14 protein-coding genes are annotated in these 10,874 nt (G+C 47.1%); 13 read left to right on the forward strand and 1 reads right to left on the reverse strand.

Annotated features, from left to right (window positions below; genetic code table 11):
* Positions 1 to 256: 256 nt before the first annotated feature.
* Positions 257 to 841: a sigma-70 family RNA polymerase sigma factor gene (locus IID12_07865; GenBank protein MCH8289003.1), complete on the reverse strand. Its 585-nt coding sequence runs from the start codon at positions 839 to 841 to the stop codon at positions 257 to 259.
* A 1,168-nt stretch (positions 842 to 2,009) separates the two neighbouring features.
* Here IID12_07865 and IID12_07870 point away from each other — a divergent pair.
* The 13 genes from IID12_07870 to IID12_07930 all read left to right on the forward strand — a co-directional run.
* Positions 2,010 to 2,171 (forward strand): hypothetical protein, encoded by a 162-nt coding sequence (locus IID12_07870; protein ID MCH8289004.1) that lies wholly within the window; start codon positions 2,010 to 2,012, stop codon positions 2,169 to 2,171.
* A gap of 80 nt (positions 2,172 to 2,251) precedes the next feature.
* On the forward strand, positions 2,252 to 2,743 hold the full coding sequence (locus IID12_07875) for a C40 family peptidase (GenBank protein ID MCH8289005.1): 492 nt from the start codon (positions 2,252 to 2,254) through the stop codon (positions 2,741 to 2,743).
* Positions 2,744 to 2,870: 127 nt separating this feature from the next.
* Positions 2,871 to 3,431 carry an elongation factor P gene (gene efp, locus IID12_07880; protein MCH8289006.1) on the forward strand — a complete coding sequence of 187 codons (561 nt, stop codon included), beginning with the start codon at positions 2,871 to 2,873 and terminating at the stop codon, positions 3,429 to 3,431.
* A 28-nt stretch (positions 3,432 to 3,459) separates the two neighbouring features.
* Positions 3,460 to 3,933, forward strand: a complete 474-nt coding sequence (accB, locus tag IID12_07885; GenBank protein ID MCH8289007.1) for an acetyl-CoA carboxylase biotin carboxyl carrier protein — start codon at positions 3,460 to 3,462, stop codon at positions 3,931 to 3,933.
* A 10-nt stretch (positions 3,934 to 3,943) separates the two neighbouring features.
* A complete protein-coding gene (accC, locus tag IID12_07890) occupies positions 3,944 to 5,362 on the forward strand; it encodes an acetyl-CoA carboxylase biotin carboxylase subunit (GenBank protein MCH8289008.1) in 1,419 nt (472 codons plus the stop codon).
* Complete coding sequence (gene gcvH, locus IID12_07895; GenBank protein ID MCH8289009.1) at positions 5,362 to 5,739, forward strand: glycine cleavage system protein GcvH; 378 nt, start codon at positions 5,362 to 5,364, stop codon at positions 5,737 to 5,739. Before accC ends, gcvH begins: the two co-directional genes overlap by 1 nt.
* Positions 5,736 to 7,094 carry an aminomethyl-transferring glycine dehydrogenase subunit GcvPA gene (gcvPA, locus tag IID12_07900; GenBank protein ID MCH8289010.1) on the forward strand — a complete coding sequence of 453 codons (1,359 nt, stop codon included), beginning with the start codon at positions 5,736 to 5,738 and terminating at the stop codon, positions 7,092 to 7,094. The genes gcvH and gcvPA overlap by 4 nt, the downstream gene beginning before the upstream one ends.
* A gap of 3 nt (positions 7,095 to 7,097) precedes the next feature.
* Positions 7,098 to 7,844 (forward strand): geranylgeranylglyceryl/heptaprenylglyceryl phosphate synthase, encoded by a 747-nt coding sequence (locus tag IID12_07905; GenBank protein ID MCH8289011.1) that lies wholly within the window; start codon positions 7,098 to 7,100, stop codon positions 7,842 to 7,844.
* Between the two features lie 174 nt (positions 7,845 to 8,018).
* Entirely contained in the window at positions 8,019 to 8,942 is a 924-nt protein-coding gene (xerD, locus tag IID12_07910; GenBank protein MCH8289012.1) for a site-specific tyrosine recombinase XerD, read from the forward strand.
* An 80-nt stretch (positions 8,943 to 9,022) separates the two neighbouring features.
* Positions 9,023 to 9,595, forward strand: a complete 573-nt coding sequence (locus tag IID12_07915) for a site-2 protease family protein (protein ID MCH8289013.1) — start codon at positions 9,023 to 9,025, stop codon at positions 9,593 to 9,595.
* Complete coding sequence (locus IID12_07920; GenBank protein MCH8289014.1) at positions 9,595 to 9,798, forward strand: hypothetical protein; 204 nt, start codon at positions 9,595 to 9,597, stop codon at positions 9,796 to 9,798. The genes IID12_07915 and IID12_07920 overlap by 1 nt, the downstream gene beginning before the upstream one ends.
* 7 nt (positions 9,799 to 9,805) lie before the next feature.
* Positions 9,806 to 10,528, forward strand: coding sequence for a creatininase family protein (locus IID12_07925; GenBank protein ID MCH8289015.1), 723 nt, complete (start codon positions 9,806 to 9,808; stop codon positions 10,526 to 10,528).
* Between the two features lie 15 nt (positions 10,529 to 10,543).
* Positions 10,544 to 10,874, forward strand: a 331-nt coding sequence (locus IID12_07930; protein ID MCH8289016.1) for an arginase family protein, incomplete at its 3' end; no start/stop codon positions are given.

A 10,874-nucleotide genomic window follows, 5' to 3' on the forward strand; every position in this document is an offset into this window, starting at 1 on the left:
ATAGCTTATTGTAGGCAATGTGAGATTTGTCACTTTCTCCTATAAATATCATTAGATATGAACAAGTTTCAGTTTATTGTTCAAAGTCGGATATATAGGGGCACTTTTATATCCAACTTCACAATTTGGCTATCTATCATTAAATATGTCGCCAGTCTTTACCACTAAGCATATCATGTGAACTTTTCGTGTACCCTTAAGAGGAAGTAAAAAAAGGAGCTATAAATCTAGCCCCTTTTCAATTTGTTCTATTTAATTAAGCTAGCCCATAGGAGCTTGCAAGATCTTTTGGAAGATCTAAACAGATCGCAATCTCTTCTCCCATCTTCCTCAAGCATCTAGATATACCAGAGGGTGAGCTATTGAATATTAATGATATTTCCTTGAGTTTATAACCTTCCATTCTCTTGGTCAGAATAAGACGGTCTCTCTCCGGTAGATTCATCAGGAAATTCTTGAAGTCGATCCTAAAAGCGATCTTATCGGCTATGGGTGCTCTTCTCTTATGGAATGAGTCCAGCAATACATCATCTATGCCCTCCGATCCGTTCAAGTGCGTTATCTTAACGTCATCATTGTAATATCTCACTATTGAGTAGACATCCTTAGGTCCGTTATGCCCGAGATTTCCGAAGTGCCTCCGCTTTCCACTTCTGAGTTCACCAGCCCGGTGTAGCATGAAATTTACCAGCTCTCCCAGAGACAGTTCATGTCTCCTTGAAAAAGCTGATGAATATGTGGTATATGACAGTGAGAGAAGATCTTGTTTAAGATCCATATCTCCTCTCGATATTCTGTCAGCATGCCTCTCTAGAATGGTATACATATCTAAATATCCCATTATTGCCTCCTCGTTAAATTGTTATCATTCTGAGGAGGCTTCTAGGCTCAGACCTTAAGAATTCTAATTGTTATCATGTGAACCCTCTGATAGCACTGATAATAATTCCTTTCATACTAGCCTCCTTATTGAGTTTTTGTTAATAATGCGAAGAATAGAAAGTATATTGCACCACTCTTCTATATTACATATACTTGATTTTAGACGGGTATTTCGGGTAATTATCGGTCACTGCCACAGGGATCTAAAATATTAAGAACTAAAAGAATGGAGATTGGCGGTGAAGTTCAGGATGAATAATTTAATAGGCCAGGATGTAAAATTGAGTAGGTTCTATCAAGAGAGATGATGAGTATTTCTCCAAGAAGAAAAACAGGTAACATTCCAGATCCTCACTAAACTATTTTATCGATTTGGGCGACTATTTCGTACTCTCCTATCCGACTTAGGGTGAGTCCAATGTGGAAGGAGTTTAAATATAATCGTCATTTCATATATTAGTCTTAAGTAATTGTTAATATAGGAGTTACGTATCTATCCATATCGTAAAACGGATGGCAAAATGGTCAAAAAAGTGAACACTTTTAAAGAAACGACTTTATTTAGAATACACCCTTTACGCTGAAAATGTTACATGATCTATCTTGATTAATTTCTAAGCCAGCGATGGTTTTCTGGCTCAGTAAAAAAGTTGCCGCAGGGAGAACTATTGATTATCTTCTTCCCCTAAATAACAAAAACGTCAGCAGCAAAACATAAAGATTTTTGGCGGAATAAGTAAAATTTTATTGACTTGAGCGTTTAAGACTTACCTTCATTCCCGGGGTTGCGGGGTACGAAACCATACTCGCAAATCATCGCTTGAGTATTACAGGCAAGGGAAGCGGTTTACACCCTCTCTGCAAGGAGCGAATGATAGACGTCGGTAAATGAAGACCTGCTTGAGCGATATACTATGCTTCCCGACGCTGTCGGTATCCAGACGATCATCAATGAAAGGAGAGAGATCAGAGAATTGTTCATTGGAGAACTCTGGGAATCTTCTTCGCTGTCGCGGGCGCAGTTGATGAAGCAGAGTATCGTGGAAGTAAATTAAAAGAGTGATTTGGTGATCGCTTCATGCGGTGGAATACCTCATGACATAAATTGAGCGCAGGCTCGCAAATGATTGCGCAAAGCCTCAAATATTGCTAACTTAGTCGGTAGAATCATGTTTATCGTTAAGTGCGGGGAAGGTTTGGGTTCCGATACGGTAGGAGATTGGTTGAAGTACGAAAAAACATCCGAATTAAAAAATCTGCAACTCATATTCGATTCCGTGGGCGGATAGCCTTATGCCCCTGATAAATGCATAAAATCAATATACATACAGTGCTGATTTTCTCTCTGGTGTTATCCGGCTGCGGAGGAATGAAACCGTCGCCGATATATACGTCCGCCAAGGGAGGCAGCGAAAAATCAATCAAGTCCGGCCGCTCCAAATCCACCAGATCGACACCGCTGACTACCGCCGCGAGACTGACATCACCGATCAAGCTCTCCATGCTGAAATCGATAGACAGATACAGGGGCGTCCCTTATAAATGGGGCGGCGCCACTATGAAGGGGATGGATTGCTCGGGATTCACGATGAAAGTCTTCGGAGAGTCCGCGAACCTGAGTATCCCTCACAACGCTAAGGCTCAATATAAATTAGGAGCTAAAATCAACCGCCGGCAGCTCAAATTCGGAGACCTTGTTTTCTTCAGGGATATAGAATCGAAAGGCGTCAGTCATGTGGGTATATACATCGGGGACGAAACTTTTGTTCACGCAAGCCTTTCTAAAGGCGTCATAAACTCTTCAATGAATCAAGATTATTATAAAAAGCGTTACGTAACTGCAAGACGCATCTTGAGGTAATTTTTTACCGAAGCTGAAACCAATAGAGCTTCCGTTTAACTAAGTAAAAGTATTGACAGATGGATTATATACTCGTAAATTAGAAAATTCCGCAGTATGTGATAAATAAGGTGATAGGGTTTAAAGAATGGCAACAACGAGCGATTTCAGAAACGGATATACGTTTTCGTACAACGACCAGATCTACAAGATAGTCGAATTTATGCACGTGAAACCGGGTAAGGGCCCGGCGTTCGTCCGGACTAAGTTAAAAAGCGTGCAGACGGGTAAAATAATAGATAAAACGTTTCGTGCGGGCGAGAGAATAAACGAAGTTCGTCTTGACGCAAAAAAGATGCAGTTTCTATATTCAGACGATTCAGGCTACCATTTTATGGACACAGACACTTACGATCAGATTCCAATTTCCAGTTCTCTGATAGACGAGGTCAAGGATTATCTCAAGGAGAGCATGGAGATCAAGATCCTTTTCCATGGCGATGAACCGATAGATATTGAGATCCCTCCCTTCATAGTGGCGGAGATAGTCGAAACCGATCCGGGTGTCAAAGGGGACACAGCGCAGGGAGGAAGCAAGCCTGCCCGCCTTGATACCGGCGCGGTGGTCAACGTACCTCTTTTCGTCCAGCAGGGTGAAAACGTAAAAATTGATACGCGGACGGGGGACTATGTTGAGAGGGTTAAGTAGAAAGTTAAAGTTACCTTTCGGAGATATAATGAATGAAAAACAGATAAGGCAGCTCATAAAGATAGTGGAGGAATCCGATATTGACGAATTGGAAGTGAGCCGCTGGGGGAGACGTGTACGGATAACCAGGAACCGGAGAGGTGACAATGGTTCAGTGGTCAGAGGCGGATTGCGAGTCGATTCCGGCAAAAAAGAACCCGAACAGATTTCCGGAGAAGATGTCGCCGGTCTGTCTTCAGGCGAAGATCAATTAGAGGGAAATCTCATTGAGATTAAATCTCCGATGGTAGGCACTTATTATGCAGCTTCGGCTCCGGACGCAGACGCGTATATAGTGGTGGGTGATAAAGTGAAAATAGGCGACGTCCTCTGTATCGTAGAGGCGATGAAACTGATGAACGAAATAGAATCTGAATATACAGGTGTGATCAAAAAGATATTGGTGGAAAACGCAAAACCTGTCCAATACAATCAGCCTCTTTTCCTGATCGATACCGGCTAAATATTTCTGGATGTTTAAAAAGATACTTATAGCCAACCGCGGAGAAATTGCTCTTCGGATTATCCGCGCGTGTCATGAGCTCGGAATCAAAACGGCGACAATCTATTCAGAAGCGGACGAAGATTCGCTTCATGTAAAATTCTCCGATGAAGCGGTATGTATCGGGCCTCCGCCGGGAGCCGAAAGCTACCTCTCCATACCGCAAATTATCGCTTCGGCGGAGATCACCGATTCGGACGCTATTCACCCGGGATACGGATTCCTCGCCGAGAATGCGAACTTCGCCGATTGCGTCGCTGATTCAGGTATTTCCTTTATAGGTCCGTCTGCAAAAGTTATTCAGGCGATGGGAGATAAAGCCCTTGCAAAAGAGACGATGAAACGTGCGGGAGTCCCCGTAATTCCCGGAAGTGATGGACTCGTGGAGAGTTCCGCCGATGCTGAAAAGATTGCCGTTGATATAGGTTATCCGATAATACTCAAGGCAACCGCGGGCGGCGGAGGGAAGGGGATGCGAATTGTGCGCGAAAGAGAAGATATGGACAACTTATTTTCTATAGCGAGAGCAGAAGCACAGGCAAATTTCAACAACGGTTCGCTCTATATTGAAAAACTTATTGAAAATCCGCGTCATATAGAGATTCAGGTGCTTGCTGACGATCATGGGAACACAATCCACCTCGGCGAACGCGACTGCTCCATCCAGCGGAGGCATCAGAAACTTATAGAAGAATCACCTTCTCCGGCAGTATCCCCCGCTCTCAGGAAGAAGATGGGCGATGCCGCCATAAAAGGCTCAAAGGAAGTGGATTACCGAAATGCCGGCACGATAGAATTTCTGCTCGATAAGGACGGCAGCTTCTATTTCATGGAGATGAACACGCGGATACAGGTGGAGCATCCGGTTACGGAAATGGCTTACGGTGTTGACCTGATAAAAGAACAGATTCGGATTGCCGCCGGCGAAAAGATAAGCGAAGAAGTACTAAAGGCAAAACCTCAATGGCATGCGATAGAATGTCGGATAAACGCCGAAGATCCCGAAAAGAATTTCATGCCCTCTCCGGCTCTTATCAGTGCATTCCACGTCCCGGGCGGTGTGGGAATACGCGTAGATACACATGTATATGCCGGCTATGTGGTGCCGCCGTATTATGATTCACTGCTGGCTAAGATGATAGCCTGGGGTAGAACGAGAGACGAAGCGATCGGCAGGATGAAAAGGGGTATAGAGGAGTGCGTAATAGAGGGACCGAAAACGACACTGCCGTTTCATATGCAGGTTTTGAAAGACGAACGTTTCGCGAGAGGTGAATATGACACGGGTTTTCTCGAGAGCTTCGACTATGATCCCATGTTCCAGAAGCGTTCGGATTATGATGATAAGCTAGAGGATGATATTGATGAAAGAATTGAGGAGGTGGTGTGATGAATCTGCCGGCTGATCTGAAATATACGAAAGAGCATGAGTGGGCTAAAATAGACGGAAACGTCGTGACAATCGGTGTCACGGATTTTGCTCAGTCGGAGCTCGGAGACATCGCCTGGCTCGAGATGCCGGCGGTCGGTGATGAAACCAAGAAGGGGGACCCTTTCGGAACTATCGAAGCGGTAAAGACTGTCGAAGACCTGTACGCTCCGCTGACCGGTAAGATAATTGAGGTCAACGGGGAACTACTCGATTCACCTGAACTTGTCAACGATGATCCGTACGGGAAGGGCTGGATCGCCAAACTCGAATATTCTGATGAATCTGAAATTGAAAACCTCCTGTCCGCTGAAGAATATTCGGAATTGATCGGATGAGCTCCGAAGATTCATTTCACCTGATTCCAAACACCGAGGAAGACCGGAAAGAGATGCTCTCCGTCATAGGCGTGGAGAGTTTTGAAGAGCTCCTCTCCAACGTTCCTCAGGAGCTGCTCAACGCTGATTTCAGCGATTTGGGAAAGGGTCTGTCCGAATATGAAGTGTTGGAGCTGCTCAAAGGACTCGCAAACGGTAACGTAAGCTCGAATGAGGCTGTCTCTTTCCTCGGAGGAGGCGCTTACGATCATTTTGTTCCCAGCATCATCGGAGAGATAATCAGCCGTTCGGAGTATCTCACCGCATACACTCCGTATCAAGCAGAGGTCTCGCAGGGCACGCTGCAGGCTATCTTCGAATACCAGTCGATGATATGCGCGCTTACGGGTATGGACGTCGCAAACGCTTCGATGTATGATGGAGCTTCGGCGCTTGCGGAATCAGGGCTGCTCGCATGCGGGCACACAAAGCGAAACAAACTCGTGGTCGCCTCGACAATCACACAGGCATATCGCGACGTCGTAAAAACTTATATTCAGGGGAGTGATATCGAACTCGTGTTTGTCCCTTTTGAAAACGGCGTAACCGATATTGAAGCGTTGAGTTCTCTTGTAGACGCGGAGACAGCGGCAGTCATGCTCCAGACGCCCAATTTTTTCGGCTGCATAGAAGATGCTGAAGAGGCGGGGAAAATAGCCCGTGAAAACGGTTCGTTATTTATAGTCAGCGCCGATCCGATTTCTCTCGGGATACTTAAAAAACCGGGCGAATACGGGGCTGACATCGTGGTAGGCGAAGGGCAATCGCTCGGTACTCCGACACAGTTCGGCGGACCTTACCTCGGGATATTCGCGGCTAAAATGAACCTCGTCAGGCGTATGCCCGGACGGATTGCGGGGCAGACGTGGGACTTAGACGGTAACCGCGGGTACGTTCTGACGCTTCAGACGAGAGAACAGCATATCCGCCGCGAGCGGGCAACCTCGAATATCTGCACGAACCAGGGGATCGTGATGCTGTCGGCGGCGATCTACATGTCTATAATGGGGAAAGAAGGGATTTATAAAGTCGCCGAGCTGAGTACGCAAAAAAGTCACTACCTCGCGGAACAGATAAGCGAGCTCTCCGGTTTCGAGGTGATGTTCGGCTCACCGTTTTTCAAAGAATTTGTGGTAAAAACCCCCGTTGATCCTTCGAAAATCATCGAATCTCTTCTCGAGGAAAATATTTTTGCAGGTATTGATCTATCAGGATTTGATTATGGAATCGATAACGGGCTGCTTATATGCGTTACGGAGAAGAGGACAAAAGAGGAAATGGACAGGTTCGTCGAGCTTCTCGGCGGGGTGAGTTGACCGGTGTCGGTCTGGAAAAAACTCCTTGAATCAGTTGAGGAAAAGGGATCGGCGTATCTTGTTCTCGTTGACCCCGATTCGGTAAACAACGGCCCGCTATCCGAAGCCGCTAAATCGATCACCAAAGGCGGAGCGGACGGGATTCTCATAGGGGGGAGTCTTATAAATAATACCGATTTTGATTCTTCAGTGGCTGAACTGAAAAGTTCCACGGAGCTTCCCGTTATTATCTTCCCCGGCTCTTCAAGACAGATTTCGGGCAGGGCTGACCTGCTTTTGTACCTTTCTCTACTGAGCGGACGGAACGCCGATAAGATAATCGGCGAGCAGGTAAGGTCGGCTATGAAAATTAAGGAATTGAAATTAGAGACAGTGTCAACGGCGTATCTCTTGATCGAATCGGGCGGCATAACGTCAGCCCAATTCATGAGCGGAACGACGCCGATACCCCGGGAAAAGGAAGACATAAGTGTGGCGCACTCCGTTGCCGCAGAGCTCATGGGAATGAAGGCGATTTATCTTGAGGCAGGAAGCGGCGCGAAGATGCCTGTTCCGTTGAAAACAGTAACTGCTGTCTGCAGCGAAGTCAATCTGCCCGTAATTGTCGGGGGTGGAATTCATTCACCGGAAGCGGCTGAGCTGAGAGCGAGAGCCGGAGCGTCATTTATAGTGACCGGAACTGTGCATGAGGGGAAAATGGACGAAAAACTGATCGGGGAATTCTCGCGGGCTGTCCACTGGAAAGAGTGACGGGCAATGACAGCAAGTGCGAGTTGGGGCTTGCCCCGACCGCACAAGCACAATAGAATGGCGTCATGGTTCCGAAGGAGTTCCTTTGGAACAAGCCACGACTGCCACAAATATGAATGACTCAATGATTTAGATTGATTCCCCTTCGAGATCTGATGAAGCCTGGAGAAGAGTATGGAACTAACCACGTCCGATGATGGGAGCGAACTCCGGAATAATTTACGCGATTTCTTCATTTATCTCCGGGTAGAGAAGAACCTTTCCGAAAACACGATATCCGCTTACACTGTCGCTCTAAACCGGTACATTTCATTTCTCGATGAGAGCGGGATAAAAGAAGCTTCAAAGGTTACGACTCTGACTGTCGCAAGCATCTTCAGTGAGCTCTCCTCGCTCGGGCTTTCTTCCCGGAGCATTGCGCAAAACCTGTCAGCGTTGAAATCGTTCCACCGGTATCTTGAAGATGAGGAGATAACCGCTACAGACCCCACGGAGAATTTCCAGACCCCGAAACTGAGTAAAAAATTACCTGAGGTGCTTGAGTATAGCGAAATAAAGCGTATATTAGATGTGATTGATACATCCTCCCCGGCGGGAATCAGGGACCGCGCCATGTGCGAAACTTTGTACGGAGCCGGGCTGAGGATCAGCGAACTCATCAACCTCGGTAAGAGTAACGTATTTGAGAAAGAAGCGTTCATCAGGGTGATCGGAAAAAGATCGAAGGAGAGGATAATTCCGTTGGGGGAAGAAGCGTTCAGATGGATAGGAATCTGGGAGAGCGAGGGAAGACCGGTGATCGCAAAAGCGGGGGATTCCGGTGACGTACTCTTCCTTAACCGGAGAGGCAAAAAAATGACGAGGGACGGTTATTTCAAGCTGTTCAAAAAATACGTTTCACTGGCCGGAATCAAAAAACATGTCAGTCCGCATACGATGAGACATTCATTCGCCACGCACCTTCTGGAAGGAGGAGCGGATCTCCGTTCGGTTCAGGAGATGCTCGGTCATGTAAGCATCTCAACGACACAGATTTACACGCACCTCGACAGGGAGTACCTGAAAGAGGTGCATAAAACGTTTCATCCGAGGGGATAGAGGTGAACTTCGTTCCGCTGCTGCTCAGTGTGCCCCCGATTCTTCTGGCGTTGAGCTTTCATGAATATGCTCACGGTTGGATGGCGTACCGGTTGGGCGACCCGACGGCGAAACATGAGGGCAGACTGACGATGAACCCGCTTGCTCATCTCGACCCGTTGGGTACTATGATGATAATTATCGTTCACTTCGGGTGGGCAAAGCCTGTTCCGGTAAATCCCATGAACCTAAAGGACCCTAAAAAAGACATGCTGTGGATAGCTCTTGCGGGTCCGGTCTCGAACGTTATCATGGCGGCGGGGTTAGGGCTTATCCTCCGAATTATGATCGGGATGGGAATGAGAGTGGACGGGAGCTTTCTCGGTTACTTTCAATATATGCTCTACTTTGCGGTAATGATCAACCTCGTTCTCGCAATATTCAACATGATACCGATCCCACCGTTAGACGGCTCCAAAATCCTTTTCGGGCTGCTTCCGACAGAATATGAGGAGAGTTATCTCCGGTTCCAGCAAATCGGACCGATGGTACTCTTAGGACTTGTCGTTATAAACTCTTATTTCGGAATACCCATTTTCTCAGTGTTAATAACACCTTTCGTAAGCGTTTTCAGCAGCCTATTCGTCGGCAGAGACCTCATTAACCTTTTTTGATGTTTAACCGTCTTCCGAAGCCGCGCTACCGTTTCGATCCATTTGGAGATATAGGATCGGCGGCAAACAGTGAAAAGGGGCTTCGATTCAAGAGAAAGAGAATCAGTGAAAAGAAATCGGGTCGTTCCGTGTTGAGCTTATTTTTGATGTTGTTGGCGATTACATGGTTTATATACTATCTCGGAGGATTTAGGTGGGGGTGATAAAGTTTTGGAATTGAGGTTTATGAACTGGAAGGAAGCGGAAGATTACCTCTCCGGCGATGACAGAGCGATTGTTCCGATCGGGAGCACCGAGCAGCACGGTCCCTTCGGACTGTTCGGTACCGACCATATGTTGGCGGACAGGATTGCGAGGAAGGTAGCGGAGGATTTGGATATTGTTTCGGTGCCCGTAATTCCAATCGGCATGAGCGTTCATCACATGACTTTCCCCGGATCGCTGACGTTCACTCCGGAGACGTTTATTGCGATAGTGAGGGAACTCCTCGACAGCCTGCGAATTCATGGCTTCAGGAGGGTGATGCTTCTCAACGGTCATGGCGGAAACCGTGACACGGTGCGGACGGCACTCTCCTCGTTCATAAACGACATGCCTGAGATGCGCGTCTATTTCAGGTGCTGGTGGGAACCGGAGGAGGTCAACTCCTACATCGTGAAAAATTTCGGTGACAGGGAAGGGCACCACAGCACTCCGAGCGAAACGAGCCAGGTGATGTATCATTTCGGCGATGAAATTAAACCGGTAGAGGTTCCATTCCGCGAGATGAAACGGTCGCCGTATTTTGCCGATAAGAATACGTTCAGGGAGCTCTATCCCGACGGCGTTATGGGAGCCGACGTGAGCCTTGCGAGCGCGGAACACGGGGAAAATTTATTCAAGCTATGTGTAGAATCGATTTCAAAAGAGATCCGTGAATGGGACACGGCATAGTCGGAGATCGAGAATTTGAACTTATTATCCGATAAATTCGAGCAGCCGAAAGCTGAAATCCCCGAAAGAGTATTCGATGAAAATGACCCTCGGGCGCTCGACCTTTTTAAGCCGTATCAAGGCGAAAAGGTGGAATTCGGACTTGTCGGTGTTCCGTATGACGGCGCCGTTAAGGGCAGGAAGGGAGCTAAAGAAGGTCCCGATGCCGTGCGTGAGTCATTACGATTCAATTCAACATACGATTACGACCACGATGTGGACGTAAGGGATGTAAGCGTGGCTGACTTCGGCAACGTCGTTATTCCGGAGGGAAACGTAAAAGAAGTTCATCGGGCGGTCGGGGAAG

Source organism: Candidatus Neomarinimicrobiota bacterium (assembly GCA_022567655.1).
Taxonomy (GTDB): Bacteria; Fidelibacterota; SORT01; order SORT01; family SORT01; genus JADFGO01.

Coding starts and splice junctions, on each gene's coding strand:
- IID12_07865 (MCH8289003.1), bottom strand. CDS start 841: ATGGGATATTTAGATATGTATACCATTCTAGAGAGGCATGCTGACAGA.
- IID12_07875 (MCH8289005.1), top strand. CDS start 2,252: ATGAAACCGTCGCCGATATATACGTCCGCCAAGGGAGGCAGCGAAAAA.
- efp (MCH8289006.1), top strand. CDS start 2,871: ATGGCAACAACGAGCGATTTCAGAAACGGATATACGTTTTCGTACAAC.
- accB (MCH8289007.1), top strand. CDS start 3,460: ATGAATGAAAAACAGATAAGGCAGCTCATAAAGATAGTGGAGGAATCC.
- accC (MCH8289008.1), top strand. CDS start 3,944: ATGTTTAAAAAGATACTTATAGCCAACCGCGGAGAAATTGCTCTTCGG.
- gcvH (MCH8289009.1), top strand. CDS start 5,362: ATGAATCTGCCGGCTGATCTGAAATATACGAAAGAGCATGAGTGGGCT.
- gcvPA (MCH8289010.1), top strand. CDS start 5,736: ATGAGCTCCGAAGATTCATTTCACCTGATTCCAAACACCGAGGAAGAC.
- xerD (MCH8289012.1), top strand. CDS start 8,019: ATGGAACTAACCACGTCCGATGATGGGAGCGAACTCCGGAATAATTTA.
- IID12_07915 (MCH8289013.1), top strand. CDS start 9,023: ATGGCGTACCGGTTGGGCGACCCGACGGCGAAACATGAGGGCAGACTG.
- IID12_07920 (MCH8289014.1), top strand. CDS start 9,595: ATGTTTAACCGTCTTCCGAAGCCGCGCTACCGTTTCGATCCATTTGGA.